This window comes from Microbacterium sp. str. 'China', assembly GCF_002993305.1.
GTDB classification, from domain to species: Bacteria; Actinomycetota; Actinomycetes; order Actinomycetales; family Microbacteriaceae; genus Microbacterium; species Microbacterium paraoxydans.
On record NZ_CP027434.1, the window covers coordinates 1405362 to 1432154 of the forward strand.

25 protein-coding genes are annotated in these 26793 nt (G+C 70.2%); 20 read left to right on the forward strand and 5 right to left on the reverse strand.

Features of this window, described 5'->3' with window-relative positions; translation table 11 throughout:
• Position 1: 1 nt before the first annotated feature.
• The 3 genes from thrB (at position 2) to prfA (ending at position 4172) form a co-directional block, all read left to right on the forward strand.
• Complete coding sequence (thrB, locus tag C6C15_RS06610; protein WP_234024239.1) at positions 2-967, forward strand: homoserine kinase; 966 nt, start codon at positions 2-4, stop codon at positions 965-967.
• Between the two features lie 143 nt (positions 968-1110).
• Complete coding sequence (gene rho, locus C6C15_RS06615) at positions 1111-3084, forward strand: transcription termination factor Rho (RefSeq protein ID WP_105949606.1); 1974 nt, start codon at positions 1111-1113, stop codon at positions 3082-3084.
• An 8-nt stretch (positions 3085-3092) separates the two neighbouring features.
• A complete protein-coding gene (gene prfA / locus C6C15_RS06620) occupies positions 3093-4172 on the forward strand; it encodes a peptide chain release factor 1 (RefSeq protein ID WP_071328361.1) in 1080 nt (359 codons plus the stop codon).
• A gap of 18 nt (positions 4173-4190) precedes the next feature.
• On the opposite strand, the gene C6C15_RS06625 is transcribed toward prfA, so the two are convergent.
• Entirely contained in the window at positions 4191-4844 is a 654-nt protein-coding gene (locus C6C15_RS06625) for a response regulator (protein ID WP_105949607.1), read from the reverse strand.
• Complete coding sequence (locus tag C6C15_RS06630; protein ID WP_105949608.1) at positions 4841-6484, reverse strand: sensor histidine kinase; 1644 nt, start codon at positions 6482-6484, stop codon at positions 4841-4843. The genes C6C15_RS06625 and C6C15_RS06630 overlap by 4 nt, the downstream gene beginning before the upstream one ends.
• Positions 6485-6633: 149 nt before the next feature.
• Here C6C15_RS06630 and C6C15_RS06635 point away from each other — a divergent pair, with 149 nt between their 5' ends.
• The gene (locus C6C15_RS06635) at positions 6634-8181 is read left to right on the forward strand and encodes a CitMHS family transporter (protein WP_105949609.1); all 1548 of its coding nucleotides are present in this window, start codon (positions 6634-6636) and stop codon (positions 8179-8181) included.
• Between the two features lie 28 nt (positions 8182-8209).
• On the opposite strand, the gene epsC is transcribed toward C6C15_RS06635, so the two are convergent.
• Both epsC and cysK read right to left on the reverse strand, forming a co-directional pair.
• Complete coding sequence (gene epsC, locus C6C15_RS06640; RefSeq protein WP_060922512.1) at positions 8210-8779, reverse strand: serine O-acetyltransferase EpsC; 570 nt, start codon at positions 8777-8779, stop codon at positions 8210-8212.
• 8 nt (positions 8780-8787) lie between these two features.
• Positions 8788-9726, reverse strand: a complete 939-nt coding sequence (cysK, locus tag C6C15_RS06645) for a cysteine synthase A (protein ID WP_105949610.1) — start codon at positions 9724-9726, stop codon at positions 8788-8790.
• A 97-nt stretch (positions 9727-9823) separates the two neighbouring features.
• Here cysK and prmC point away from each other — a divergent pair, with 97 nt between their 5' ends.
• The 16 genes from prmC to C6C15_RS06725 all read left to right on the forward strand — a co-directional run bounded on the left by prmC (position 9824) and on the right by C6C15_RS06725 (position 25719).
• Positions 9824-10684 (forward strand): peptide chain release factor N(5)-glutamine methyltransferase, encoded by an 861-nt coding sequence (gene prmC / locus C6C15_RS06650; RefSeq protein WP_060922510.1) that lies wholly within the window; start codon positions 9824-9826, stop codon positions 10682-10684.
• A 52-nt stretch (positions 10685-10736) separates the two neighbouring features.
• Positions 10737-11432, forward strand: a complete 696-nt coding sequence (locus C6C15_RS06655; RefSeq protein ID WP_105949611.1) for an L-threonylcarbamoyladenylate synthase — start codon at positions 10737-10739, stop codon at positions 11430-11432.
• The gene (locus C6C15_RS06660; protein WP_071328370.1) at positions 11429-12601 is read left to right on the forward strand and encodes an MraY family glycosyltransferase; all 1173 of its coding nucleotides are present in this window, start codon (positions 11429-11431) and stop codon (positions 12599-12601) included. Before C6C15_RS06655 ends, C6C15_RS06660 begins: the two co-directional genes overlap by 4 nt.
• Positions 12598-13116: a hypothetical protein gene (locus tag C6C15_RS06665; protein WP_105949612.1), complete on the forward strand. Its 519-nt coding sequence runs from the start codon at positions 12598-12600 to the stop codon at positions 13114-13116. The genes C6C15_RS06660 and C6C15_RS06665 overlap by 4 nt, the downstream gene beginning before the upstream one ends.
• Positions 13117-13260: 144 nt before the next feature.
• Entirely contained in the window at positions 13261-14049 is a 789-nt protein-coding gene (atpB, locus tag C6C15_RS06670) for a F0F1 ATP synthase subunit A (RefSeq protein WP_036292497.1), read from the forward strand.
• Positions 14050-14092: 43 nt separating this feature from the next.
• Positions 14093-14329 (forward strand): ATP synthase F0 subunit C, encoded by a 237-nt coding sequence (gene atpE, locus C6C15_RS06675; RefSeq protein ID WP_025103147.1) that lies wholly within the window; start codon positions 14093-14095, stop codon positions 14327-14329.
• Between the two features lie 27 nt (positions 14330-14356).
• Positions 14357-14935 carry a F0F1 ATP synthase subunit B gene (locus C6C15_RS06680; RefSeq protein ID WP_060922506.1) on the forward strand — a complete coding sequence of 193 codons (579 nt, stop codon included), beginning with the start codon at positions 14357-14359 and terminating at the stop codon, positions 14933-14935.
• Entirely contained in the window at positions 14935-15726 is a 792-nt protein-coding gene (locus tag C6C15_RS06685; RefSeq protein ID WP_105949613.1) for a F0F1 ATP synthase subunit delta, read from the forward strand. Before C6C15_RS06680 ends, C6C15_RS06685 begins: the two co-directional genes overlap by 1 nt.
• 47 nt (positions 15727-15773) lie before the next feature.
• The gene (gene atpA / locus C6C15_RS06690) at positions 15774-17414 is read left to right on the forward strand and encodes a F0F1 ATP synthase subunit alpha (protein WP_062634989.1); all 1641 of its coding nucleotides are present in this window, start codon (positions 15774-15776) and stop codon (positions 17412-17414) included.
• A 19-nt stretch (positions 17415-17433) separates the two neighbouring features.
• Positions 17434-18330, forward strand: coding sequence for a F0F1 ATP synthase subunit gamma (locus tag C6C15_RS06695; RefSeq protein WP_025103151.1), 897 nt, complete (start codon positions 17434-17436; stop codon positions 18328-18330).
• 26 nt (positions 18331-18356) lie between these two features.
• On the forward strand, positions 18357-19811 hold the full coding sequence (gene atpD / locus C6C15_RS06700) for a F0F1 ATP synthase subunit beta (RefSeq protein WP_025103152.1): 1455 nt from the start codon (positions 18357-18359) through the stop codon (positions 19809-19811).
• Between the two features lie 2 nt (positions 19812-19813).
• Positions 19814-20074, forward strand: a complete 261-nt coding sequence (locus C6C15_RS06705; protein ID WP_025103153.1) for a F0F1 ATP synthase subunit epsilon — start codon at positions 19814-19816, stop codon at positions 20072-20074.
• A gap of 76 nt (positions 20075-20150) precedes the next feature.
• A complete protein-coding gene (locus C6C15_RS06710; RefSeq protein WP_105949614.1) occupies positions 20151-20897 on the forward strand; it encodes a YaaA family protein in 747 nt (248 codons plus the stop codon).
• Between the two features lie 139 nt (positions 20898-21036).
• On the forward strand, positions 21037-21846 hold the full coding sequence (locus C6C15_RS06715; protein WP_105949615.1) for a DUF4794 domain-containing protein: 810 nt from the start codon (positions 21037-21039) through the stop codon (positions 21844-21846).
• Between the two features lie 243 nt (positions 21847-22089).
• Positions 22090-22887: a PP2C family protein-serine/threonine phosphatase gene (locus tag C6C15_RS06720; RefSeq protein WP_105949616.1), complete on the forward strand. Its 798-nt coding sequence runs from the start codon at positions 22090-22092 to the stop codon at positions 22885-22887.
• Positions 22888-22944: 57 nt separating this feature from the next.
• On the forward strand, positions 22945-25719 hold the full coding sequence (locus C6C15_RS06725; protein WP_105949617.1) for an FtsK/SpoIIIE domain-containing protein: 2775 nt from the start codon (positions 22945-22947) through the stop codon (positions 25717-25719).
• Positions 25720-25762: 43 nt separating this feature from the next.
• Here the strand turns inward: C6C15_RS06725 and C6C15_RS06730 are convergent, their stop codons facing one another.
• A complete protein-coding gene (locus C6C15_RS06730) occupies positions 25763-26758 on the reverse strand; it encodes an asparaginase (protein ID WP_105949618.1) in 996 nt (331 codons plus the stop codon).
• Between the last annotated feature and the right edge of the window lie 35 nt (positions 26759-26793).

The following is a 26793-nucleotide window of genomic DNA, read 5'->3' on the forward strand; positions in this document are numbered from 1 at the left end:
GGTGACGGCCACGGCTCCCGCCCCCGAGGAGCACGGTGCGCGCGTGGGCCGCACGGTCGAGGTGACGGTGCCGGCGACGAGCGCCAACCTGGGCCCCGGCTTCGACACGCTCGGCCTGGCGCTCAGCATCTACGACCGTCTCGAGGTGACGGCGCTTCCCGCAGGGCAGCTCGAGATCGAGGTCTCCGGCTCCGGCGCCGAGGACATCCCGCAGGATGCGTCCAACCTCATCGTCCGGACGATCGCCCACGTGTTCGCCGACGTCGGTCGGTCGATGCCCGGTCTGCGCATCGTGGCCGAGAACGCCGTCCCGCACGGCCGCGGTCTCGGGTCCTCCGGTGCGGCCGTCGCCGCCGGCGTGCTCGCGGCGAAGGGGCTGCTGGCCGGCGACGTCGACATCTCCGACACCGATCTGCTGCGCCTGGCGACCGAGCTGGAGGGCCACCCGGACAACGTGGCGCCCGCACTGTTCGGCGGACTCACGATCGCGTGGATGGGGGAGCGCGGCCCGCAGCACAAGAAGCTCCTCGTGCACCGCGGCGTCTCCCCGCTCGTCCTCGTCCCGGCCTACACGATGTCCACCTCGCAGGCCCGTTCCCTGCAGCCGCCGCACGTCTCCACGGCCGACGCGGTGTTCAACGTGTCCCGGTCGGCGCTGCTCATCGCGGCGCTGATGCAGAGCCCGGAGCTGCTGCTGGACGCGACCGCGGACCGGCTGCACCAGGATTACCGCGCCGGCGCCATGCCCGAGACGCAGCGCCTCGTGCAGGCGCTGCGCGCCGCGGGATTCGCGGCCGTCGTCTCCGGTGCCGGGCCCAGCGTGCTCGTGCTCGCCGACGGTCCCGGCAGTCGGCTGGATGCGGTGGAGGTGGCCAACAGGGTGACCGACACCCCGTGGGAGGCGCTCCTGCTCGCCGTCGACGTCCGTGGTGGTACAGTGGGGGATCGAGCGGAGGGCTCCACGTAGCATTCGTGAATCTGGCCCCATTGCATCTCTTGCAAGACCCGCACGCGAACCCCTGAGGCACAAGTGCCGAGGCTGGCTGACGCCGAGCGTCAGCCCGTGCGATCGTGCGCAGCACCCGTTGTGCGCGTTCACGCTCATTTCCCATGACCTATAAGGGAGTACTCGTGGAGAACCTCTCCGAGACCCAGAACGATCAGGCGGCTCCGACCGCCGACGCCCCCGTCGCCGAGCAGGCGACCGAGTCGGCTCCGGCCAAGAAGCGCGCGCCGCGCCGGGCGAACACCGCCACGGCTGCGGCCAAGGCGGCCAAGGCCGCGGAGGAGTCCGGTTCGGCGGAGGCCCCTGCGGCTGCCGGCGACTCCGCCGAGGCGGCGGAGGCGGCCCCGAAGGCGAAGGCTCCGCGCCGCACGCGGGCGAAGAAGGCGGACGCCGAGGCTCCGGCCGAGGCCGCACCGGCGGAAGCGGCACCGGCTGCCGAGACCACCGAGGCGCCCGCCGAGGCCCCCAAGTCCGCCCGCGGGCGTCGTACGAAGAAGGCGGACGCCGAGGCCCCGCAGGCGAAGACCGAGAAGGCCGAGGCCGCACCGGCCGACAGCACGGCGGAGACCGCCGAGGCGGGCGCTGCTCAGGGCGGCCGCGCCAAGAACGATGCGGCGAAGAGCGAGTCGAAGAACGACAGCGCTGCCGCGAAGAACGAGGCCGAGGCGGACGGTCCGGCGAAGGATGCATCCGGCGAGGCGGACAACGGCGAGGAGCAGGGCGGTCGGGGCCGCAACCGCAACCGCAACCGCAACCGTGGCCGTGGTCAGGGCGGCGGCCAGGAGCAGGCACAGAACGCGCCGGCCGACGACGACCAGTCGGGTAACGGCAACGGCCGCAACCGTCAGCGCAACAAGCGTCGCAGCGGCGGCCAGGTCGACGAGTTCGAGACGGAGATCACCGAGGACGACGTCCTCATCCCGATCGCCGGCATCCTCGACGTGCTCGACAACTACGCCTTCGTGCGCACGACCGGCTACCTCGCCGGCCCCAGCGACGTCTACGTCTCGCTCGGCCAGGTCAAGAAGTACAACCTCCGCAAGGGCGACGCCGTCGTCGGCTCCATCAAGCAGCCGCGCGAGGGCGAGCAGCAGGGCCGCCAGAAGTACAACGCGCTGGTCAAGGTCGACTCGATCAACGGCCTCTCCGTCGACGACGCGGCCACCCGCGTGGAGTTCGGCAAGCTCACCCCGCTCTACCCGCAGGAGCGTCTGCGCCTGGAGACGGCTCCGGAGAAGCTCACGCAGCGGATCATCGACCTCGTCGCGCCGATCGGCAAGGGCCAGCGCGGCCTCATCGTCGCGCCGCCGAAGGCCGGCAAGACGATCGTCCTGCAGCAGATCGCCAACGCGATCGCGCAGAACAACCCCGAGGTCCACCTCATGGTCGTGCTCGTCGACGAGCGCCCCGAAGAGGTCACCGACATGGAGCGCACCGTGAAGGGGGAGGTCATCGCCTCGACCTTCGACCGCCCCGCGGAAGACCACACGACGGTCGCCGAGCTCGCGATCGAGCGGGCCAAGCGCCTCGTCGAGCTGGGCCGCGACGTGGTCGTGCTCCTCGACTCGATCACCCGCCTCGGACGCGCGTACAACCTGGCCGCTCCGGCGTCGGGCCGCGTCCTCACCGGTGGCGTCGACGCGTCCGCGCTCTACCCGCCGAAGCGCTTCTTCGGTGCCGCCCGCAACATCGAGAACGGCGGATCCCTCACGATCCTCGCCACCGCGCTCGTCGAGACCGGCTCCAAGATGGACGAGGTCATCTTCGAGGAGTTCAAGGGCACCGGCAACAGCGAGCTGCGGCTGTCCCGTCAGCTCGCCGACAAGCGCATCTTCCCGGCGGTGGACGTCAACGCGTCCAGCACCCGCCGCGAGGAGATGCTGCTCTCGGCCGACGAGGTCAAGATCACCTGGAAGCTGCGCCGCGCTCTCGCCGGCCTCGACCCGCAGCAGGCCCTGGAGGTCGTGCTCGGCAAGCTCAAGGAGACCCACTCCAACGTGGAGTTCCTCGTGCAGATGCAGAAGTCGATCCCGACGCTGCCCTCGGGCGCCCACGGGCACGACAACAACATCCGCTGAGGTCCGACGTGTTCGAGTCCGTCCAGACTCTGATCGACGAGCATCGCCGGGTCCAGGAGGAGCTCTCCGACCCGGCGGTGCACGCCGACGCGGCGCGCGCCAAGCGCGTCAACCGTCGGTACGCCGAACTGTCGCGCATCGTCGCGGCGCACGAGGCGTGGACGGGGGCCGTCGACGATCTCGAGGCGGCGCGGGAACTGGCCCGTGAGGACGAAGCGTTCGCCGCGGAGATCCCCGCCCTCGAAGAGGGCGTGCAGGCGGCGCAGGAGCGTCTGCGGCGCCTTCTCATCCCGCGCGACCCGGACGACGCCCGCGACGTGATCATGGAGATCAAGGCGGGGGAGGGCGGCGCGGAGTCGGCACTGTTCGCCGCGGATCTGCTGCGCATGTACGTGCAGTACGCCGCGTCGAAGGGGTGGAAGACCGAGCTGCTCGAGCGCAACGAGTCCGACCTCGGCGGCTACAAGGACGTGCAGGTCGCGATCAAGGGCTCGTCGTCCGACCCCGCGCAGGGCGTCTGGGCGCATCTGAAGTACGAGGGCGGCGTGCACCGCGTGCAGCGGGTTCCCGCGACGGAGTCGCAGGGGCGCATCCACACCTCGACGACCGGCGTGCTCGTGTTCCCCGAGGTGGACGAGCCCGAGGAGATCCAGATCGATCAGAACGATCTGAAGATCGACGTGTTCCGCTCATCGGGACCCGGCGGGCAGTCGGTGAACACCACCGACTCCGCTGTCCGCATCACGCACGTGCCCACCGGGATCGTCGTGTCGATGCAGAACGAGAAGTCGCAGCTGCAGAACCGCGAGGCGGCGATGCGGGTGCTCCGGGCCCGACTGCTCGCCAAGCAGCAAGAGGAGCTCGATGCGGCCGCCTCCGACGCGCGCAAGTCGCAGATCCGCGGCATGGACCGCTCGGAGCGCATCCGCACCTACAACTTCCCCGAGAACCGGATCGCGGATCACCGCACCGGGTTCAAGGCGTACAACCTCGATCAGGTCATGGACGGTGCGCTCGACCCCATCATCGAGAGCGCCATCGCCGCCGACGAGGAGGCGCGTCTCGCCGCCGTCGGCTCCGAGGGCTGAGCGGCCGCCGCGACGGCGTCAGGTGCGCGCGGCGTACCGGTGCTCGGGACGCCCGGTCGACCCGTACCGCAACCGCACCTCGACGATGGTCCGCGCGGCGAGAGCGGCGAGGTGCCGTTGCGCCGTGGCGCGGGAGATGCCGACCCGTTCGGCGACCTCCGCGGCGGAGGCCTCGTCGGCCCCGAGCGCCTCGAGCACGCGCTGCTCGGTTGCCGAACGCGACAGGGAGACCGGCTCGCCGCCCCCGTGCAGGATCGCCAGCGCGCGGTCCACGTCCTCCTGCGTGAGCGCACGATCGCCCGCGAGCAGATTGCGGTAGCGGGTGTATCGGTCGAGGAGCCCTGTGAGGGCACGGCGCTCGAAGGGCTTCACGAGGTAGCCGACGGCGCCGGTCCGCAGCGCCCGTCGTACCGTGGGGGCGTCGTCCGCGGCGGAGATGAGGATCGCGTCGACGCCGGCCTCGCGGACGAGCCCGATGCCGTCGCCGTCGGGGAGATAGACGTCGGCGAGCAGGAGATCGGGGCGTGTCGAGCGCACGAGGTCGCGTGCCTCGGCGCAGGACCGCGCGGTCCCGGTCACGGCGTACCCGGGGTGGTCTTCCACGATCGTCCGGTGCAGATCGGCCACCCGGAAGTCGTCGTCGAGGATGAGCGCGCGCAGCGGTTCGGTCATGGGTCCTCCTTCGGGACACGCGGAGCGGGGTCGACGGCATCCCCGAGGCGGGCGGCGAACACCGCGCCGTGGCCGGGACCGCCGGGGTCGATGATCCAGAGCTCGCCTCCGCTGCGGCGGGCGATCTCCGTCGCGAGCGGCAGTCCGATGCCGTGTCCGTGCACGGAGTCCCCGCTCCCGTCGTCGGCGCGCGGCCGGGGATCGGACGGGCGGAGCCCCTCGCCGGAGTCGGCCACCGTGACGACGAGCGCGTCACCGTCGCTCAGCACCGAGACCTCCACCCACCGCGGCTCCCGCGCGCCCGCGACAGCGGCCACGACCGCGTTGTCGACGAGGTTGCCGAGCACGCTGGCCACGTCCTCGGCCCGGCGGACGGTGCCGATCAGCTGGGTCTCGTCTCCGATCCGCAGGGCGACGCCCCGTTCGGCGGCCTCGACGCCCTTCGCTCCGAGGAAGGCGTGCAGGAACGGGTCGCGCACGAGGTCGAGTCCGGTGACGGGGAACGCCACCGGACCGCGGCTCACCAGCTCGTCGAGGAATGCCCTGGCGTCGTCGACACGACCGGCGTCGATGAGGCCCGCGGCCACATGAAGGCGGTTCGCGAACTCGTGGCGCTGGACACGCAGCGCGGAGGTCATCGTCCGGACGGCTTCCAGCCGCTCGGTCAGGGCGATGAGGTCGGTGCGGTCGCGCACGATCAGCACCTCGCCGAGCGCGCGCCCGTCGCGTCGCACCGCACGCGACTCGAGGTACAGCATCCGGTCGCCGACGACGGCCTCCGCACGGTCGCGAGCCCCGGTGGCGGTATCCCGCACGACTGGCGGGAGTGGGAGCGCGTCCACGGTGTGGCCGACCGGATCGTGAAGCCCGAGGAGCCGGTCCGCCGCCGCATTGCTCACGCGCACGACACCGTCCTGATCGACCGCGAGCACGCCGTCGCCAACGCCGTCGAGCACCGCCGTCTGATTCTGCACGAGGGCGACCAGCTCCTCGGGCTGCACGCCGATGGTCAACCGTTCCCAGCGGCGGCGCAGGAGGAGGAAGGTCAAGAGGGCGAGGGCGAGCGCGCCGGCGGCAGTGAGACCGAGAGCGTCGAGTAGGGGAGGCAGGTCGTCGAACACACCCGCGCGCTCGAACCCGACGCTGATCTCGCCGACCGGCGTGCCGGAGTCGTCGCGCACCGGCACCTTCGCGCGGGCGGACTCGCCGAGCGTGCCGGTCTGCCAGTCGACCACCTCGTGGCCCGCCAGCACCGCGGCGAAGGGGGTGCTCACCACCTCGCCGATCCGGGACGGCAGGGGATGAGCAAGACGGATGCCTTCATCGTCCGTGATGACGACGAACAGGGCCCCGGTGCGGGCCATGACGTCCGTGGCGATCTGCTGCAGGTCTCCGTCGCGCAGCGCCTCCGCGTCCGGCTCGTCGTCCGAGGCGGAGACGGCGGCGACCGCCGCCCGCACCTGCGCATCCTCGGCCAGGGTCCTCGCGATGCCGAGCGCGGTCGACTCCGCCTCGGCGCGCAACTGCTCAACCGCGAGGGCGAGGTACACGCCCGTGCACAGCGTCACGACCAGGGCGACGGCCGCGAGGTGGAGCAGCAGCGCGCGGGTCGCGAACCGGACCCGTCTCCGCGGGGCCATCGCCACCTCCTCCCATCGCGCAATATGCGCAGAAGTCACGGTACGCGCACAAGGCGCGGTTATGCGGCATACCGCGCTCCGCGTCCGCGGATTCCCTAGCCTCGTCAGGATCCGTCAGCGATGACGGAGCGACGACGAAGGAGTCACGCATGTTCCACGCATCGACCGCGCTGATCGCTGCCGCCGAGGAGGAGGCACCGACCTACGACGTGGCTTTCGTGCCGCCGGAGGGCGTGCTCGTCATCCTCGGCTTCACGATGGTCCTCGTGTTCATGACGCTGATCATGACCAAGCGCCTCACCCCGATGGTGGCCCTGATCCTGGTGCCGACCGCCTTCGGGCTCTTCGCGGGAGCGGGGCTCGGGCTCGGCGACATGATCCTCGACTCGATCGGCACCATGGCGCCCACGGCGGCGCTGCTGATGTTCGCGATCATGTTCTTCGGCATCATGATCGACGTCGGACTCTTCGACCCTCTCATCCGGCTGATCACGCGGGTGCTCGGTGACGACCCCGCAAAGGTGGTGCTCGGGACGGCGATCCTCGCGGGCGCGGTGTCCCTCGACGGCGACGGCTCGACGACGTTCATCATCACGACCTCCGCGATGCTGCCCATCTACCTGCGCCTCGGTATGAGCCCCGTGGTCCTCACCTGCGTCGCCGGACTCATGAACGGCACGCTCAACATCGTCCCGTGGGGCGGCCCGACCGTGCGCGCCGCGACCGCGCTCGGTGTGCAGCCGACGGAGATCTTCGTGCCGATGCTCCCCGCTCTGGGCGCAGGCATCGTCGTGACGCTCGGCTTCGCCTGGCTCCTCGGCCTGGGGGAGCGGCGGCGCCTGGGGCGGATCGACGCGGACGGCCGGCTCACCGGAGTCGACGGCGGCGTCCTCTCCTCGGTGCCTCGGATCTTCCGCGGCGCCGAGCTCAAGCCGGGCGCGCGCGCCTCGCTGCGCACCGGCAATCTCGTCGTCGTCGCCGGCGGACACGCTCCGGTCGCCGCCGGGAGCGTCGACCCTGCGGACACGGCGATGGCCGACACCATGCTCGACCCGGCCCGGCCGACCCTGCGTCCGCGGCTGATCTGGTTCAACCTCCTCCTGACCGTCGCGGTCATGGTGCTCCTGGTGATCGACATCCTGCCGCTGCCCTACGTGTTCATGGTCGGCGCGGGCATCGCCCTCGTCGTCAACTTCCGCGGCATCAAGGAGCAGGCGGCCGAGATCGTCGCGCACGCCCCGAGCATCGTCGGCGTCGTGTCGATGGTCATCGCGGCCGGCGTCCTCGTGGGAGTCCTCTCCGGCACCGGCATGGTCGACGCCATGGCGACCTGGATCACGAACGTGCTTCCGCCCGCGCTCGGGCCCTTCCTCGCCCCGATCACGGGTGTGCTGTCGATCCCGTTCACCTTCTTCATGTCGAACGACGCCTTCTACTTCGGGATCCTCCCGGTGCTCGCGCAGAGCGCCGCGAACTTCGGCATCGATCCGGTCGAGATGGCCAGGGCCTCGATCACCGGACAGCCGGTGCACCTGCAGAGCCCGCTCGTGCCCGCGATCCTGCTGCTCGTCTCCCTCGCCGGGGTGAACCTCGGAGACCACCACCGCAAGGTGCTGTGGCGCGCGGTCATCGTGTCACTCGTGATGCTGGGGATCGGCATCCTGGTCGGCGCCGTCCCGTTCTTCGTCGCGCAGTGACGAAGAACGCCGGTCGCCGGGCGGCGCGTCAGATGGAGTAGTCCGGGGCGGTCAGCAGGGCTCTGGTGTCCTCACCGGCGCTCCGCTGGCGCGGCTTCGCCGGCACGCCCACGAGCACGCTGTCGGCGGGTGCGTCCTTCGTGACCACGGCGTTGGCACCCACCACCGAGCGGGCGCCGACCGTGACGGGGCCGAGGATCTTCGCCCCCGCGCCCACGGCGACGCCGTCCTGCAGGGTGGGGTGCCGCTTGCCGACGTCCCGTGTCCGACCGCCGAGGGTCACACCGTGGTACATGAGCACGTCATCGCCGATCTCCGCGGTCTCGCCGATCACGACGCCCATGCCGTGGTCGATGAAGAAGCGCCGGCCGATCCGGGCTCCCGGGTGGATCTCGACGCCGGTCAGCCAGCGGGACACCTGTGACCCGGCACGGGCGAGGAGTCGGAAGCGTCGCCGCCACAGCGCGTGGGAGACGCGGTGCGCCCAGACAGCATGCAGGCCGGGGTAGAGCAGAGCCACCTCGATCGCGCTGCGCGCGGCCGGATCGCGAAGGCGCGCGGCGGCGATGTCCTCGCGCATTCGCCCGATCATGCCCATCGACGACCTCAGTCCTCGCGCAGATCCTCGAACAGGGCGGTGGAGAGGTACCGCTCGCCGGTGTCCGGGATGATCACGACGATGGTCTTTCCGGCGTTCTCCGGGCGCGCGGCGACGGTCAGCGCGGCCGAGACGGCGGCGCCGGAGGACATGCCGACCAGCAGTCCCTCCTTCGCGGCGAGCTCTCGGGCCACGCGCAGGGAGTCCTCGAACTCCGCCGTGATGATCTCGTCGAGCACGTCGCGGTCGAGCACATCGGGCACGAAGTTCGGGCCGATGCCCTGGATCTTGTGCGGTCCGGGGTGCCCCTCGGTCAGGACGGGGGAATCCTTGGGCTCCACGGCGATGACCTGGACCTCGGGCTTCGCCGCCTTCAGCGCCTGCCCGGTGCCCGTGACGGTGCCGCCCGTGCCGACGCCGGCGATGAAGATGTCGACTGCGCCGTCGGTGTCCCGGAGGATCTCCTGCGCCGTGGTCTGGCGGTGGATCTGCGGGTTCGCGGCGTTCTCGAACTGGCGGATCCAGACGGCGCCGGGGGTCTCGTCGACGATCCGCTTGACCTCCTCGATGGCCCCCTTCATGCCCTTGGTGGGGTCGGTGAGGACGATCTCCGCGCCGAAGGCCTTGAGCAGCACACGGCGCTCCTTCGACATCGAGGCGGGCATGGTGAGGATGACGCGGTAGCCGCGGGCGGCGCCGACCATGGCGAGGGCGATACCGGTGTTGCCGCTCGTCGACTCCACGATGGTGCCGCCGGGGGAGAGCTCGCCGGCGGCCTCGGCCGCGTTGATCATGGCGATGCCGATGCGGTCCTTCACGCTCGACGCCGGGTTGTAGTACTCGAGCTTCGCGAGCACGGTGGCGCCGAGGCCCTCGGTCACGCGGTTGAGGCGGACGAGCGGGGTGTTCCCGAAAGCGGTGGTGATGTCGGGGTGGATGCCGGACATGGGGGAGCCTTCCTGTGCGGGTGCGCTGCCGCTCCAGCCTAGGCGAGCGCGATGGGGCACGGGGCATTGTGACGGCTGCGCACTCTACGCTGGAGCCATGCCCGATCTCTCCCTCGCCGCCGCCGTGCGCGCCGCCGCGCAGCGTCTCGCCGACGCCGGCGTGCCCGACCCCCTCGTCGACGCGGAGCTGCTCGCCGGGCACGTCCGCGGACAGCGCCGGGGAGAGGTGCAGGCGGCGGTGATCCGCGGTGACCGGCTCGACGATGACGACGCGGCGGCGCTGGACGCCCTCGTCGCCCGCCGCGCGCGCAGGGAGCCGCTGCAGCATCTCACGGGAACGGCACCGTTCCGGCACCTGGAGCTCGCGGTCGGTCCCGGCGTCTTCGTCCCGCGTCCCGAGACGGAGACGGTGGTGCAGTATGCGATCGACGCTCTCCTGGGATCGGGCGATCCTTCCCCGATCGGCGTCGATCTCGGCACCGGGAGCGGTGCGATCGCGCTCGCGATGGCGACCGAGGTGCCGCATGCGCGGGTCTACGCCGCAGAACTCTCTCCGGAGGCGCACGCCTGGGCCCGCCGCAACGTCGAGGGCGTCGAGAACCTCACGCTCGTGCTGTCGGACCTCGCGGAGGCGTTCCCGGAACTGGACGGTACGGCAGCAGTCGTCATCTCGAACCCGCCCTACGTGCCGGCACAGGCGATCCCCCGTGACCCCGAGGTCCGGCTGTTCGACCCCGCCCTCGCGCTCTACGGCGGAGAGGACGGGCTCGATGTCGTCCGGGTGCTCAGCACCAGGGCTCTGCGCCTGCTGAGATCCGGAGGAACCCTCGTGATCGAGCACGGAGAACTGCAGGGCGCTCCGATCCGTGAGCTGCTCGCGGCGGACGGCTGGCGGGCCGCGGCCACCCATCGCGATCTGACGCTGCGCGATCGCGCCACCACCGCCGTTCGTCCCTGATCAGCAGTCGTCGAGCTCGTCCCGAACCCGCCCCGCGTAGAATCGAACCGTCATGTCCCCCATCTTCGACTGCAGCGACGAGGCGCAGCTGCTCGCCGGAATGCGCAATGCGCGTCAGGCGATCGGCCGCGGCGACCTCATCGTCATCCCCACCGACACCGTCTACGGCGTCGCCGCCGACGCCTTCTCGCCGCCCGCGGTGCAGCGTCTCCTGGATGCCAAGGGTCGCGGCCGCAATCAGCCGCCGCCCGTGCTCGTCGGCACGAAGGAGACGCTGACGGCCCTCGCGGAGGCTGTTCCGGAGCCCGTCCAGCGTCTCGTCGACGCGTTCTGGCCCGGGGGACTCACGATCGTGCTGCCGGCGCAGCCCTCGCTGGTGTGGGACCTGGGGGAGACCCAGGGCACGGTCGCCGTCCGCATGCCCGAGGGCCGGGTGGTGCTCGAGCTGTTGGCCGAGACCGGACCGCTCGCGGTGTCCAGCGCCAACCTCACCGGCAAGGCGGCGGCGATCTCCGCGCTCGACGCGGAGAAGATGCTGGGCGACAGTGTCGCGGTGTACCTGGACGACGGCATGAGCAGGAACGGCGTCGCCTCCACGATCGTCGACGCGACCTCTCTCGTGCGCCGCGGCCCCGATACCGAGGAGGGCGTCGTCCGGATCCTGCGGGACGGCGTCGTGACCAGGGAGCAGCTGCGCGAGGTCCTGGGCGACCTGCTCGAGCCGGAGCCGCAGGACGGGGATTCGTGAAGCAGTACCTCTTCACGATCATCGTCACCGCCGCGATCACTTTCGTGCTGACGTGGGCGGTGTGGCGGTTGAGCCTGCGCTTCAAGCTGTATCCCGGCATCCGCGAGCGCGACGTGCACACCACGCCGACGCCCCGCCTCGGCGGCGTTGCGATCTTCCTCGGCATCGTGGCCGCCTTCGCGGTCTCGGCAGCCAACCCCTTCTTCCAGAGCATCTGGACGCCCCCGCAGACCATGTGGTCCATCCTCGCCGCCGCGCTCCTCATCGCCGTGATCGGGGTGATGGACGATCTCTGGGACATCGACTGGATGATCAAGCTCGGCGCGCAGTTCCTCGCCGCAGGCATCATCACGGTCGGCGGCGGTCTGCAGATCCTCTCCCTGCCGTTCGGCGACCTCATCGTGGTGTCGAGCTGGCTGAGCATCACGATCACGATGTTCGCGATCGTGATCGTCATGAACGCCGTGAACTTCATCGACGGGCTGGACGGCCTCGTCGCCGGCGTCTGCCTGATCTCCAACGGGGTCTTCTTCGCCTATTCGTACATCTTCACGCGCGACTCCGGCGCGTCGAGCTACTTCAACCTCTCCACCTTCCTCGCTGCGGTCCTCATCGGCGCGTGCCTCGGATTCCTGCCGTTGAACTGGAGTCCGGCGAAGCTCTTCATGGGCGACTCGGGTGCGCTCGTGATCGGTCTGCTCATGGCGACCTCGGCCATCGCGATCACCGGGCAGATGGATCCGTCCGCCCTGGATCCGGAGCGCCTCGGGCGCTCGCAGCTCATCGGCGCCTTCCTGCCCATCCTGCTTCCGCTGCTCGTCGTGCTCCTGCCGCTGCTCGACTTCGGGCTCGCCGTGCTGCGTCGGATGAGCGCAGGCCGCTCGCCGTTCTCCCCGGACCGGAAGCACCTGCACCACCGGATGCTCGACCTCGGGCACCGCGACCGCGATGCGGTCCTCATCTTCTACGCCTGGACGGCCGTCATCTCCCTCGCCGTCCTCCTGATGTACGTCGGCGCCCGTGAGGACTGGCCTGGCCAGTACCTCCCCGGGGTCGCCTTCGGGGTCGTCGGCATCGCCGCGTGCCTCGTCATCACCCTGAGCCCCACCCGCCGACGCAAGACCGCCGCGGGCGCTGCGCCCGACCCGATCCCCCTGGAGCCCCGATGAGTCCCAGCCCCGTTTCCAGCACCCCGATCCTGCGTCGCACGCTCGTCTGGTCGGCGGTGGCAACCGTCGTGCTGGCTCTCGTCGCCGGCGGGATCGGCTTCGCGGTCGCGCAGGGGGAGGGGCTCGTGAGCGGCCTTCTCGGCGTGCTCCTGGCCGCGCTGTTCCTCGGCATCACCGGGCTGAGCATCCTGATCGCCAACCGGTGGTATGGCGACCCGCTCTACGTGCAGCTCTTCTTCGCGATCGTCCTCGGCGGCTGGCTGCTGAAGCTCGGGGTCTTCGTCGTCGTGATGATCCTGCTCGCCGGACAGCCGTGGATCGAGCCGATGGTGTTCTTCCTGTCGATCGTCGCCGGGGTGCTGATGTCCCTCATCATCGATGTCGTCGTCCTCACCCAGATGCGGCTGCCGAACGTCAGCGACACCACGCTGCCCACCGAGGTGCCGGAGGACCGTGCCCCGGGAGCGGTGAACGACGCCCCGGACGGCCCGGCGGACACCGCCCCGCGGTCTTAGGGCACCCTTGGATTCTGATAGTGTTGAGGAGTGCCCGCCGCTCGCCCGCGAGCGCTTGCGCTGTGTAGCACACCGACCATCGTCGCCCCGGTTCTGACCGGTGCCCCGAAGCTGGAGCCCGCGCTGTTTAATCTTGCTGCGACCCTGACCCCCCGACTCGCGTCCTCGGATGGCGAGTTCCACGGCCCTTCGATCGATGAGTTCTTCCCGGAGATCCTCTTCCACGTCGGACCCATCCCGGTCAACCGGATCCACCTGATCCAGTTGCTCTCGGTGATCGCCGTCGTCCTGATCCTCTGGCTCGGCACCCGCCGTATGAAGGTCGTGCCCGGCCGGTTCCAGAGCCTCGTCGAGATGGGCCTCGGCTTCGTCCGCGGCGGCATCGCCCACGACCTGCTGGGCCGCAAGGACGGCGACCGCTTCCTGCCGATCCTCACCACGATCTTCTTCATGGTGCTGTTCATGAACATCACGGGCATCATCCCGTTCCTGAACATGCCGGGAACGGCGATCATCGCGGTGCCGCTCACGCTCGCCGTGGTCAGTTACGTCACGTTCATCTACGCCGGCATCAAGAAGAGCCCGAAGAACTTCTTCAAGAACGCGCTCTTCCCGTCGGGCGTGCCGTGGCCGGTCTACTTCATCGTCACGCCGATCGAGCTCATCTCGACATTCATCATCCGCCCGGTGACCCTCACCCTGCGACTGCTGATGAACCTCGTCGTCGGTCACATGATCCTGGTCCTCTGCTTCGCGGCGACCCAGTTCTTCTTCTTCACCGCGGGTGGCGGCTGGGCCGCCCTCGGTATCGGAACCCTCGCCTTCGGCGGCGCCTTCACTCTCTTCGAGATCCTGGTCGCCGTCCTGCAGGCCTACGTCTTCACCGTCCTCACCGCGGTCTACATCCAGCTCGCGGTCGCAGAAGAGCACTGAGCGGGCGGGCAACAGCCCACCCACCCAACGAAAGGAAAAACCCGTGGACGCAACTACGGTTCTCGCTGAAATCAACGGCCACCTCGCGGCGGTCGGCTACGGCCTCGCGGCCATCGGCCCGGCCATCGGTGTGGGCATCGTGGTCGGCAAGACCATCGAGGGCGTCGCCCGTCAGCCCGAGCTGGCCGGTCGCCTGCAGGTCCTCATGTGGATCGGTATCGCCTTCACCGAGGCGCTTGCGTTCGTCGGCATCGCCGTCGGATTCATCCCCTTCCCGTAATCCCCACCGACTTCTGAAGGAGACAGGATGCTGAACGCTCTTGTCACGAACCTCGCGGCTGAGGGTGAGGCGGCGAACAACCCGCTGATCCCCGCGTGGTACGACATCATCTGGTCGGGCTTCTGGTTCCTCATCATCCTCGCCGTCGTGTGGAAGGTCGCCCTTCCCCGTCTGACGAAGATGCTCGACGAGCGGTCCGCCGCCATCGAGGGCAACATCGCCAAGGCCGATGAGGCGCAGAAGCAGGCGGAAGCGGCTCTCGAGGAGTACACCCGGCAGCTCGCCGAGGCACGCACCGAGGCCGGTGAGATCCGTGAGGCCGCCCGTGAGGACGGCAAGAAGATCATCGCCGAGGCGAAGGAGACCGCAGCCAGCGAGGCCGCGCGTCTGACCGCCACCGCGCACACGCAGATCGAGGCCGAGCGCCAGACGGCTCTCGTCTCCCTGCGCAGCGAGGTCGGCTCGCTCGCTCTCGACCTCGCCGGCGGCGTGGTCGGCGAGACGCTCTCCGACGACGCTCGCGCGGCCGCCGTGGTCGACCGCTTCCTCGCCGATCTCGAAGCATCCGACCTTCGACAGGCTCAGGTACCGGGCGGGCAGTCGTAATGGGCAGCGCGACCGCTCAGGCACTCGCGGCATCCACTCAGGCGCTTGCCGCAGCGAAGGACATCACCCTCGAGACCGCGCGCGAGCTGTTCGCGGCCGCGCGGGCCGTGGGCGAATCGTCTCAGCTGAGCGGCGCGCTGGCTGACCCCTCGGCTCCGGCCACGGCGCGGCAGAACGTCGTGTCCGCCGTGTTCGGGCAGTACGGCTCCGCGACGCAGGGCATCCTGCGCACCGCGGTCGCCGAGCGCTGGTCGAACGCGTCCGAGCTGATCGACGGCCTCGAAGAGCTCGCGATCCGGGCGGCGACCATCGCCGAGCCCGGCGCCGACATCGAGGGAGAGCTCTTCGGCTTCTCGCGCGTGATCGCGGCGAACCCGGAGCTCGAACTCGCTCTCGGCAGCCGGCTCGGGGGAGAGGACGCGAAGGCCACCCTGGTCGAGCGTCTCCTCGCCGACGCCTCCGCCAGCGCTCCGACGGCCCTCATCGTCACGTCCCTCGTGCGTCAGCCGCGCGAGCGCCGGGTGCGGCAGCTGCTGAGCCGGGCGATGCGCATCGTCTCGAGCCAGCGCGGCCGCCTCGTGGCCACGGTGCACACCGCGACCGAGCTCAGCGACGCCCAGCGCACGCGACTCGGCCAGACGCTCTCGCAGCGATACGGCGGCCAGGTGTCCCTCAACGTCGTCATCGACCCCACCGTCGTCGGAGGCCTGCGCGTGCAGATCGCCGATGACGTCATCGACGGCAGCATCTCCGCACGACTCGCCGACCTTCGCCAGAAGCTCGCGGGCTAACACGACTTCGCGCGGGGAACCGCGCACCCAGATACAAAGGGAAGACAATGGCAGAACTATCGATCAGCCCCGACGTCATCCGTGACGCGCTGAAGGATTTCGCCGCCGCGTACGAGCCCACCGGGGCCGCGGCGACCGAGGTCGGCACCGTCATCGACGCCGCCGACGGCATCGCTCACGTCGAGGGACTTCCCGGCGTCATGGCGAACGAGCTCGTGACCTTCGCCGACGGCACCAAGGGTCTCGCGCTGAACCTCGACGAGCACGAGATCGGCGTCGTCGTCCTCGGCGACTTCACCGGCATCGAGGCCGGCCAGGAAGTCACCCGCACGGGTGAGGTCCTCTCCGTCCCGGTCGGTGACGGCTACCTCGGCCGCGTCGTCGACCCGCTCGGCAACCCGATCGACGGCCTCGGCGCGATCGCGACCGAGGGTGTCCGCGAGCTGGAGCTCCAGGCTCCCGGCGTCATGCAGCGCAAGTCGGTCCACGAGCCCATGCAGACCGGCATCAAGGCCATCGACGCGATGATCCCGGTCGGCCGCGGCCAGCGCCAGCTCATCATCGGCGACCGCCAGACCGGCAAGACGGCCATCGCGATCGACACGATCATCAACCAGAAGGCCAACTGGGAGTCCGGCGACGTCAACAAGCAGGTCCGCTGCATCTACGTCGCCATCGGTCAGAAGGGCTCGACCATCGCTTCGGTGAAGGGCGCGCTCGAGGAGGCCGGCGCTCTGGAGTACACCACCATCGTGGCGGCTCCGGCGTCCGACCCCGCCGGCTTCAAGTACCTCGCTCCGTACACCGGTTCGGCCATCGGCCAGCACTGGATGTACGGCGGCAAGCACGTCCTGATCATCTTCGACGACCTGTCGAAGCAGGCCGAGGCCTACCGTGCCGTGTCGCTGCTGCTCCGCCGCCCGCCGGGCCGCGAGGCCTACCCTGGCGACGTCTTCTACCTGCACTCGCGTCTGCTCGAGCGGTGCGCGAAGCTGTCCGACGAGCTCGGTGCCGGCTCGATGACGGGTCTCCCGATCATCGAGACCAAGGCGAACGACGTCTCGGCGTACATCCCGACCAACGTGATCTCGATCACCGACGGCCAGATCTTCCTCCAGTCCGACCTCTTCAACGCCAACCAGCGTCCCGCGGTCGACGTGGGTATCTCGGTGTCGCGTGTCGGTGGTGACGCCCAGGTGAAGTCGATCAAGAAGGTCTCCGGAACGTTGAAGCTGGAGCTGGCGCAGTACCGCTCGCTCGAGGCGTTCGCGATGTTCGCCTCGGACCTCGACGCCGCGTCGCGCCGTCAGCTCTCGCGCGGTGCCCGTCTGACCGAGCTGCTCAAGCAGCCGCAGTACTCGCCGTACCCGGTGGAGGAGCAGGTCGTCTCGATCTGGGCCGGCACCAACGGCAAGCTCGACTCGATCGAGGTCGAGGACGTGCTCCGCTTCGAGCGCGAGCTGCTCGACTACCTGCGTCGCAACACCAAGGTGCTCGACACGCTTCGGGAGACGAACGTGCTGGACGACGCCACCGTCGCCGAGCTCGACAAGCAGACCGACAACTTCCTCCTGGAGTTCCAGGGCGGCAAGGGCCACGCCATCGGCGCCCCTGGTCACGAGGAGCACGCTGCGGCCGAGGCCGAGGACGTCAACCAGGAGAAGATCGTCAAGGGTCGTCGCGCGTAATCGCGTGAGGTACTGATTCATGGGCGCTCAACTCAGGGTCTACAAGCAGAAGATCTCTTCTGCTCAGACGACCAAGAAGATCACGAAGGCGATGGAACTCATCGCGGCTTCGCGCATCCAGAAGGCGATGGCACGCGTCAAGGCGTCCACCCCCTTCGCGCGGGCCGTGACGAGGGCTGTGTCCGCCGTCGCGACGCACTCGAACGTCGACCACCCGCTCACCCGCGAGCCCGAGACGATCCGCCGCTCCGCGGTCGTGATCTTCTCGTCGGACCGCGGCCTCGCCGGAGCCTTCAACTCGCAGATCCTCCGTGAGGGTCTCGAGGTCGCGGAGCTCCTGCGCGAGCAGGGCAAGGAGCCGGTGTTCTACCTCGTGGGCCGCAAGGCCGTCGGGTACTTCCAGTTCCGTCGTATCGAGGCCGCTGCAGAGTGGACCGGCGACACCGACACCCCCTCATTCCACACGGCGGAGGAGATCTCGCAGACGCTTCTCGAGGCCTTCAACCGTGGGGGAGAGGACGGCGGCGTCGACGAGATCCACCTCGTGTACAACCGCTTCGTCAGCATGATGACGCAGTCGCCGGAGTCCGTGCGCCTGCTGCCGCTGGAGATCGCGGAGGCCGACGACTCGGAGGCGGGCAGCACCGTCTACCCGCTGTACGAGTTCGAGCCCGACGCCGAGACGGTGCTCGACGCGATCCTGCCGGTGTACATCCAGAGCCGCGTCTTCAACGCCCTCCTGCAGTCGTCCGCCGCCAAGCAGGCCGCGACGCAGAAGGCGATGAAGTCGGCCAGCGACAACGCCGACAAGCTCATCACCGACTACACCCGCCTGCGCAACAACGCGCGTCAGGCCGAGATCACCCAGCAGATCGCCGAGATCGTCGGTGGCGCCGACGCTCTCGCATCGAGCTGACAGACCCTCAGGAAAGAGACGAAGAAATGACCACCACCGCCACGGCTGAGCAGCCGGCGACCGCGGTCGTCGGGCGCGTCGCCCGCGTCAACGGTCCGGTTGTCGACATCGAGTTCCCGCACGACTCGATCCCCGACATCTACAACGCGCTGAAGACGACGATCACGATCGGCGAGGAGTCCACCGAGATCACGCTCGAGGTCGCGCAGCACCTCGGCGACGACCTGGTCCGCGCCATCGCCCTGAAGCCGACCGACGGCATCGTCCGCGGTCAGGAGGTGCGTGACACCGGTGAGGCCATCTCGGTCCCCGTCGGTGACATCACCAAGGGCAAGGTCTTCAACGTGATCGGCGAGGTCCTCAACGGCGAGCCCGGTGAGACCATCGAGGTCACGGAGCGCTGGCCCATCCACCGCAAGGCCCCGAACTTCGACCAGCTCGAGTCGAAGACCACGATGTTCGAGACGGGCATCAAGTCGATCGACCTCCTCACCCCGTACGTGCAGGGTGGAAAGATCGGTCTCTTCGGTGGTGCCGGCGTCGGCAAGACCGTCCTCATCCAGGAGATGATCCAGCGCGTCGCGCAGGACCACGGTGGTGTGTCGGTGTTCGCCGGTGTCGGTGAGCGCACCCGTGAGGGCAACGACCTCATCCACGAGATGGAGGAGGCGGGCGTCTTCGACAAGACCGCCCTCGTCTTCGGCCAGATGGACGAGCCGCCGGGGACGCGTCTGCGCGTCGCCCTGTCGGCTCTGACGATGGCGGAGTACTTCCGTGACGTGCAGAAGCAGGACGTGCTGCTCTTCATCGACAACATCTTCCGCTTCACGCAGGCAGGTTCCGAGGTCTCCACGCTGCTGGGCCGCATGCCCTCCGCCGTGGGGTACCAGCCGAACCTCGCCGACGAGATGGGCCTCCTCCAGGAGCGCATCACCTCGACGCGCGGTCACTCGATCACCTCGCTGCAGGCGATCTACGTGCCGGCCGACGACTACACCGACCCGGCTCCGGCCACGACCTTCGCGCACCTCGACGCGACGACCGAGCTCTCGCGTGAGATCGCGTCGAAGGGTCTGTACCCGGCCATCGACCCGCTGACCTCGACGTCCCGCATCATGGACCCCCGCTACTTGGGCGAGGACCACTACCGCGTGGCCACCACGGTCAAGCAGATCCTCCAGAAGAACAAGGAGCTGCAGGAGATCATCGCCATCCTCGGTGTCGACGAGCTCTCCGAGGAAGACAAGATCGTCGTGTCGCGTGCACGTCGCATCCAGCAGTTCCTCTCGCAGAACACCTACATGGCGAAGAAGTTCACGGGCGTCGAGGGCTCGACCGTGCCGCTGAAGGAGACCATCGAGTCGTTCGATGCGATCACCCGCGGTGACTTCGACCACGTCGCCGAGCAGGCCTTCTTCAACGTCGGTGGCATCTCCGACGTGGAGGAGCGCTGGGCGCAGATCCAGAAGGAGAACGCCTGACCATGGCGCTGCACGTCAGCCTCGTCTCCGCCGACGCGGAGGTCTGGACGGGAGAGGCGAGCCTCGTGGTCGCCAAGACCGTCGAGGGCGAGATCGGCTTCATGTCCGGTCACGAGCCGGTGCTGGCCATCCTCGCCGAGGGCCAGGTCCGGATCACCCAGACGGATGGCGCCAAGGTGCTGGCGAACGCGCAGGACGGATTCCTCTCCATGGAGGGCGACGTCTTGACGATCGTGGCCGGCAACGCGGCACTCATCTCCTGACACTCCTGTACATCGCGTCCGCCTCGACACCCTGCCCGGGTGCCGAGGCGGACGCGTCTCTTTTCCCCGAGGTGCCATGAAGATCCTGCTTCCGCCGTCCGAGACCAAGCGCGAGGGCGGTGACGGCGGGCCGCTGGACGTGTCGGCGCTGGCTCTTCCCGGCCTCGCCCCCCAACGGGATGCCGTGATCGACGCCCTCGTCGCTCTCGCGGACGACGAGGACGCCGCCCGGCGGGTGCTCAAGCTCAGCGAGCGGCAGCGGGGAGACGTCGCGCACAACCGGGCCCTGCGGACCTCCTCCACGATGCCCGCGGTGGACCGCTACACCGGGGTGCTGTTCGACGCCCTCGACGCGGCGTCGCTGTCCACCGCGTCTCGGCGCTGGCTGGATGCCCATGTGTGGATCCACAGCGCCCCGTTCGGCCCCGTCGCCGCCTTGGACGGGATTCCGACGTATCGGCTCGCCGCCGGCACGGCGCTGCCCGGAGTGGCGCCGCTCCGCCGCCACTGGGCCGATCCGACGACGGCGGCGATCGCGGCCGACGCCCCGGCGTTCGTCCTCGATCTGCGCAGCGAGGCCTACGCGGCGCTCGGTCCGGTTCCGAGCGCGGTGTCGTCGGCGTACGTGCGGGTCGTCACGGAGCAGGGGAGAGCCCTGAACCACTTCAACAAGAAGAGCAAGGGCCTGCTCGTGCGGGCGCTGGCGGAGGAGCGTCCGCGGCTGGGTTCGCTTCGCGCCCTGCAGCGGTGGGCCCAGGCGCATGACTTCGTGCTCCGGGACGGTGCGGTGCCCGGCGAGGTCGAGCTGGTCGTCGCCGACTGACGGTCGCCCCGAGCCCGGCGAATCGCCTCCGGCGGTCGTTGCTGCCCCCTGAGTGCACCGCTACCATGTCCAATGCGAGGCGGGGAGTCTCGTGGTGGGGGACGAAAGCCGTCTCCCCTGACCAGAGAATGTGAGCCTCATGGGTTACGACGACTACGGAGCGGGCTATCTCGGCCTGCTCTTCGCCTACTTCTTCGTCATTCTGCTGATCGCGGTCGCCGGATACGTCCTGGTGTCGCTCTTCTACATGAAGATCTTCCAGAAGGCCGGAGTCCAGGGGAACTGGCGCGCCTGGGTGCCGGTCTACAACTCCATGATCTTCTTCAAGCTCGGCGACCTGAGCCCGTGGCTGGTCCTCTACGGCATCGCGGGTGCCGCGCTGCTGAGCTGGATCGGCATCGGCTTCCTGTTCTCGCTCGCCCTCGGGGTGCTCTCGGCCATCGCCGCGTGGCGCGTCGGTCTCAAGCTCCAGAAGGACGCCGTCTGGGTCGTCCTCTACGTCTTCCTCGCCGTCGTCTGGCTCGGCATCAACGCCTTCGACAAGTCGCGCTGGAACCCGAACATCCAGCCGGCGTCCTGGGCGGGCAACGGCTTCCTCGGCGACCGCACGGTCTGGGACGGCATCCCCGTCCAGCCCGCCGCGGCCGCGCCGCAGCAGGGCTACGGCGCGCCCCAGGGGTACGGTGCTCCGCAGGGCTACGGCACCCCTCCGCAGGGGTACGCGCCTCCGACGCAGCCGTACACCCCGCCCGCCGCTCCGGGCTACGCACCGCCGGCCGCGCCGACCGCTCCGGCGACGGGAGCGCCGATCCCTCCGGTGCCGCCCACCACTCCGCCGGCTCCGCCCGCGGCTCCGCCCACCACGCCTCCCGCGCCTCCGACGGCTCCGCCCGCGGCGCCTCCGGCTCCGCCGACCACGCCGAACGATCCCACGCAGCCTCCTGCGTGACGACGGTGGAAGAACCCCCGGTCTCCGGACCGGGGGTTCTTCGCGTCCGTGGTGCCGGCACGCCCCGACATGCCGCTAACGTGGAGGCATGGACTCGTCGCACCGGAGGGCCGTTCACTCTCCTCCTTTCGTCCCGCGCCCCGTTCACAGAGACGCCGGTGCGGAGCAGGAGAGCGAGTTCCACTACGATGTGTGAGTATCCTGCGCCCGCCCCATTCGCCGCAGGTCCATCGGAGGCAGTTCGTGGCTGAGACCAAGACGCACACCGTCACGGTTGCGCATCGTCCGTTGCTGCTGTCCTGGGCCGGGGTCACCGACCAGGGGCGACGCCGGGAGACGAATCAGGACGCTCTGCTCGCCGAGTACCCGCTGTTCATCGTCGCGGACGGCATGGGTGGCCACGCCGGTGGCGAGATCGCCAGTCAGAGCACGGTCACCCGACTGCGCGCGGTGGTGGACGCCGACGAGGTCTCTCCGTCTTCGATCGAGAAGGCGCTCGCTCTCGCCGTGGACGACATCGCCGGGCACCCCGACACCACCGATGAGGGCACGGGTACCACGCTCACCGGTGTGTACCTGGAAGAGCGCGACGGCGAACCGCACTGGGTGGCGCTGAACATCGGCGATTCCCGCGTCTACCTCATGCGCGACGATCGGCTGCTGCAGGTCACGACCGATCACTCCGTCGTGCAGGAGCTCATCGCCGCCGGCAAGCTCAGCCCGGAAGAAGCCGAGGGACACCCCTACAGCAACGTGATCACCCGTGCCGTGGGCGCGAGCGAACTCACGGCGCCGGACTACATCACCATCGACGTGCGCCCGGGAGACCGGTTCGTCATCTGCTCCGACGGTCTCACGAAAGAGCTCACGGACTATGGCATCCAGCACTTCCTCCGGGCCCACGCCGACCCGGCCGAGAGCGTCGACGCGATGCTCGCCGCGGCACTCGACAACGGGGGCCGCGACAACGTCACGGTGATCGTCCTGCAGGTCGACGAACCCGACGACTCCTCCTCCCCATCCGACGACTCCGCGGAGTAGCGCCGCGCAGCCTGTGGAGAGGCCGCATCGGCACCGGGGGCGGGATGCACTGGGGGCATGGACCCTTCGCCCCTGCTCCTGCCGTCCGCATCGGCACCGCTCCGCCGCCGCCCGCTTCCCCTCGTCGCCGCGGTCGTCCCCGTGGCGGCCGGCCTCGCGCTCTGGATGACGACGGGGGCGGTGCACGCGCTGTGGTTCGCGGCTCTCGGTCCCCTGATGCTGGGCGCTTCTCTCCTCGACACGGCCCGGGGGCGCCGACGGGAACGGAAGGCCGACGCGCTCAGGGTGAGCACCGCGTGGGCCGACATCGAGGCCGAGTTGCATCGTCGCCACGCGCAGGAGCGGGCGCAGGTTGAGCGCCGTCATCCGGATGCGGCATCCTGCATCCGCGACCGACCGTTGCGGGATGCCCGACCACCGGGCGACGACACCTCGCTCGTGGTGGGACGCGGATCCCGGGCGAGCGGGGTGCGTTGCGAAGGCGGTGACGACGCTCGTGCTCAGTCCTTCCGCCGCCGCTGCGCGGTGTTGGAGGATGCGCCGTGGGTCGTCGCCCTCGGCCGCGGGGTGTGTCTCCGCGGCCGGGAGCCGCTCGTGCAGGCCGCAGCTCGCGCTCTCGTGATCCAGCTCTGCCTGCGCTTCTCGCCGAGCGTGCTGTCCCTCGTCGGCGACGAGGGGTGCGACCGGGCGCTCCGAGCGCTTCCGCATGCGCAGCGGGCGCGACGCGGCGGATTCCGTCTCGCTCTCGCCTCCGGTTCGGCCGGCGGGGCGGGGGCAGGTGCGGATGCCGTGATCTGGACCGTTCCGTCCGGCGCCGAGGTCCCGGAGGGCATCACGACGGTGATCGACATCGAGGAACCGGGCGCGGCCACGCTGCGGACGGCGGACGGCGAGGCCGACCTCGCGGTGGAGTTCCTCTCGTCCGCCCAGGCATCGGCCGCGGCGGAGCTGTGCGGCGCGGGGGACGGGGAGGGACCCGCCGTCACCGCGACAGCCCTGCGAGACCTTCCGCAGCCGCCGGCGGGGCCGGGCCTCCGCGTCGCGCTGGGCACCGGGAGGGATGGCGCGCCCGTGGGAGCCGACATCGTCGAGGACGGTCCGCATGCCATCGTGACGGGGATGACGGGCACGGGCAAGAGCGAGCTCCTCGTCAGCTGGGTCGTCGCGGTCTGCGCGGGACACGCCCCTGACCGGGTGAGCTTCCTCCTCGCGGACTTCAAAGGAGGAACGGCTTTCGACCGGTTGCGCGGTCTGCCGCAGGTGGTCGGTGTCATCACCGACCTCGACGAGACGGAGGCGCGACGCGGGGTCGCCAGCCTCGCCGCCGAGATGCGGCGTCGCGAGGCAGCCCTTGCCGCGATGGGCGCCCGGGACGTGCGCGAGACCGACCTGCCCCGTCTGGTCATCGTCGTCGACGAGTTCGCCGCCTTGCTGCAGGATCACGCGGAGCTGGCGGCGGTCTTCACCGATGTCGCGGCGCGGGGGCGTGCGCTGGGCATGCACCTGATCCTGGGCACCCAGCGTGCCGCCGGCGTCATCCGTGACGCTCTTGCGACGAACTGCCCGCTGCGGATCAGCCTCCGCGTCGCGGAGGCCGCCGACAGCCGAGCGGTGATCGGGACCGTGGGGGCGGCGGATCTGCCCGGAGGCGCGGACGGGCGCGGTCGGGCGCTGCTCCGACGCCCCCAGGACGAGGAGCCCCACCCCGTGCGCACAGCGCTCGCGGACGACGAGCACATCCGTCGCATCGAGGAGCGATGGTCCGGAACGACCCCGTCCGCACCGCCGTGGCACCCGGCCCTCCCCACGTGCCTGCCGCTCGGGACGCTGCGAGCCGGGTCGAGGACGGGCGACAGGAGAACCGAGGAGGGGCCCCTGATCGTGCTCGGACGCGCCGACGACCCCGAACACCAGGCACAGCCGCTGGAGGTCCTGCGTCCGGGGCGCGAGCGCGGCATCGCCGTGCTCGGCGCTCCGGGGACCGGCAGGACGGCAGCGCTGCGCGTGATCGCCGCGCAGTATTCGCAATGCACGTGGTTCCCTGATGACCTCGAGAGCGCCGTCGATCAGCTCCTCGCGTGGACGGAGGGGGACGCCGCTCCGTCCGATGTCGTGCTCGCCGACGACCTCGACGCTCTCCATGCGGCGCTGCCTCTCGAAGACGGTCAGGACTTCGTCCAGCGCTGGGAGCACCTCGTGCGGTCGAAGGTGGCCGTCACCTGGGTACTGGCGGCGAGTCGGGCCGTGGGCCCCCTGGCGCGCGTGTTCGATGCGCTTCCGCGACGGGCGGTGCTCCGGATGCCCACCCGGGTCGAGCACCTCGCCGCCGGTGGCGAGCTGGCGGCCTTCCGACGCGACCGTCCGCCGGGGCGGGCAGTGCTCGAGGAGCGGGAGATGCAGTTCGCGTGGGTCGATACCGAGCGCATGCCCGTGCGGCCGGTGCACACGCTTCGAGAGGGGGTGCCGGCCTGGGCGCCGGCCGGGGAGGTGACGGCGCTGGTCACCCCGGGCGCGGCGTCGGTCGTCGAGACGCTGGCCTCGGCGCACCCGGAGTGGGACGTGCAGGCCGCGGGTCCCGAGACGGGTAGGAACGGCAAGCCGCTCGTGCTCGTCGCCGATGCCGAGAGCTGGCAACGTCACTGGGCGCTGTGGCAGCGGGTGCGGTCGCATGGGGAGGTGCTCATCCGGGCGGAGCGGCCCAGCGAGCTGCGTCAGCTCGTCGGCATCCGCGCTCGCCCGCCGTACGCCCGACCCGACGCCGGACGCGCGTGGTCCGTGATCGGCGACCGCGCACCCCGGCGTGTGGTCATCGATGCTCTGGGGCGTCGCTGACCACCCGACCGCGGTACGCGGGTCCCGTGTCGTCGATGGGCGGTCAGATACCCGCGCCCGGCCGGATGACGCCGACGCGGGAGCCGCCACCGAGCACCGCGAGCGGCAGGGCCTCGGCCAGCGCGGTCACGTCGGCCTCGCTGAGGCCGCCGGCACGCGCCAGCAGAGTCGCGGCGACGATGGTCGACGCGCGAGCGCCGCCGTCCAGCATCTTGAGCGCGACCGTCGTTCCGTTCGGAGCCACCATCACCATGACGCCCTCCGCGCCGCCCTTGGCGAAGACGCCGAGGCGTTCGATCGCGATCGTGTCGGGGCGCCCGGGGCCGTCGATGGTCCAGGGGTTCTCACGTACCGCCTTCACCAGAGAGCCGGCCACGCGGTGCAGTGCGAAGGGGGAGCGCTCGGAAGCGGTTCCGATGCGATGGATGGCACGGGCCAGGCCCGTGAGGGTGAGGGCGTACACCGGGGCGCCGCAGCCGTCGATCGCGGTGTGGGCCATCTTCTCTCCGGTCAGCCGCTCGATGACGTCGCGGATGTGAGCCTGGAGCGGGTGCGCCGGGTCGAGGTAGCCGTCGGTCGGCCAGCCGGTCGCGATGCAGGCGCGGAGCATGGCGGCGTGCTTGCCGGAGCAGTTCATCCGGACGCGCGCCTCCTGGCCGTGCTCCCGCACCATCTCGTCGCGGGTCGCGGAGTCGCTCGGCCACGCGGGAGGACACGCGAGGTCGTCCTCGTTGAGGCCGCCGACGGTGAGCATCTCGCGCACGACCTCGGCGTGCCGGTCGGTTCCGGAATGGCTGGCGGTGGACAGAGCCAGCTGCTCGCCCTCGAGCACCGCGCCCGCCGTGAGGCAGGCGACCGCCTGCAGGGGCTTCAGGCTGGAGCGGGGGAGGATCAACGCCTCCGCGTTCCCATGCCGCGCGACCACCTCGCCCTCGGGCGACAGCACGACAGCCGCCCCGGCATGACGCGACTCGATGAAGCCGCTCCGCTTCACGACGGCGAGTTCGACGGAATCCTGAACGGTGAGAGTCTCCAGCACCCGACAACTCTACCGGCGGGTGCGGCTCGCCTCCG

Excerpts from the sequence above, each read along its gene's own strand:
- C6C15_RS06630 (WP_105949608.1), bottom strand. The coding sequence starts at position 6,484 with ATGGCCCCGCGGAGACGGGTCCGGTTCGCGACCCGCGCGCTGCTGCTC.
- C6C15_RS06715 (WP_105949615.1), top strand. The coding sequence starts at position 21,037 with ATGGGTTACGACGACTACGGAGCGGGCTATCTCGGCCTGCTCTTCGCC.
- C6C15_RS06680 (WP_060922506.1), top strand. The coding sequence starts at position 14,357 with ATGCTGAACGCTCTTGTCACGAACCTCGCGGCTGAGGGTGAGGCGGCG.
- C6C15_RS06705 (WP_025103153.1), top strand. The coding sequence starts at position 19,814 with ATGGCGCTGCACGTCAGCCTCGTCTCCGCCGACGCGGAGGTCTGGACG.
- epsC (WP_060922512.1), bottom strand. The coding sequence starts at position 8,779 with ATGGGCATGATCGGGCGAATGCGCGAGGACATCGCCGCCGCGCGCCTT.
- C6C15_RS06665 (WP_105949612.1), top strand. The coding sequence starts at position 12,598 with ATGAGTCCCAGCCCCGTTTCCAGCACCCCGATCCTGCGTCGCACGCTC.
- C6C15_RS06685 (WP_105949613.1), top strand. The coding sequence starts at position 14,935 with ATGGGCAGCGCGACCGCTCAGGCACTCGCGGCATCCACTCAGGCGCTT.
- C6C15_RS06710 (WP_105949614.1), top strand. The coding sequence starts at position 20,151 with ATGAAGATCCTGCTTCCGCCGTCCGAGACCAAGCGCGAGGGCGGTGAC.
- C6C15_RS06655 (WP_105949611.1), top strand. The coding sequence starts at position 10,737 with ATGTCCCCCATCTTCGACTGCAGCGACGAGGCGCAGCTGCTCGCCGGA.
- C6C15_RS06695 (WP_025103151.1), top strand. The coding sequence starts at position 17,434 with ATGGGCGCTCAACTCAGGGTCTACAAGCAGAAGATCTCTTCTGCTCAG.
- prmC (WP_060922510.1), top strand. The coding sequence starts at position 9,824 with ATGCCCGATCTCTCCCTCGCCGCCGCCGTGCGCGCCGCCGCGCAGCGT.
- rho (WP_105949606.1), top strand. The coding sequence starts at position 1,111 with ATGACCTATAAGGGAGTACTCGTGGAGAACCTCTCCGAGACCCAGAAC.
- C6C15_RS06635 (WP_105949609.1), top strand. The coding sequence starts at position 6,634 with ATGTTCCACGCATCGACCGCGCTGATCGCTGCCGCCGAGGAGGAGGCA.
- C6C15_RS06725 (WP_105949617.1), top strand. The coding sequence starts at position 22,945 with ATGGACCCTTCGCCCCTGCTCCTGCCGTCCGCATCGGCACCGCTCCGC.
- atpA (WP_062634989.1), top strand. The coding sequence starts at position 15,774 with ATGGCAGAACTATCGATCAGCCCCGACGTCATCCGTGACGCGCTGAAG.
- cysK (WP_105949610.1), bottom strand. The coding sequence starts at position 9,726 with ATGTCCGGCATCCACCCCGACATCACCACCGCTTTCGGGAACACCCCG.
- C6C15_RS06625 (WP_105949607.1), bottom strand. The coding sequence starts at position 4,844 with ATGACCGAACCGCTGCGCGCGCTCATCCTCGACGACGACTTCCGGGTG.
- atpD (WP_025103152.1), top strand. The coding sequence starts at position 18,357 with ATGACCACCACCGCCACGGCTGAGCAGCCGGCGACCGCGGTCGTCGGG.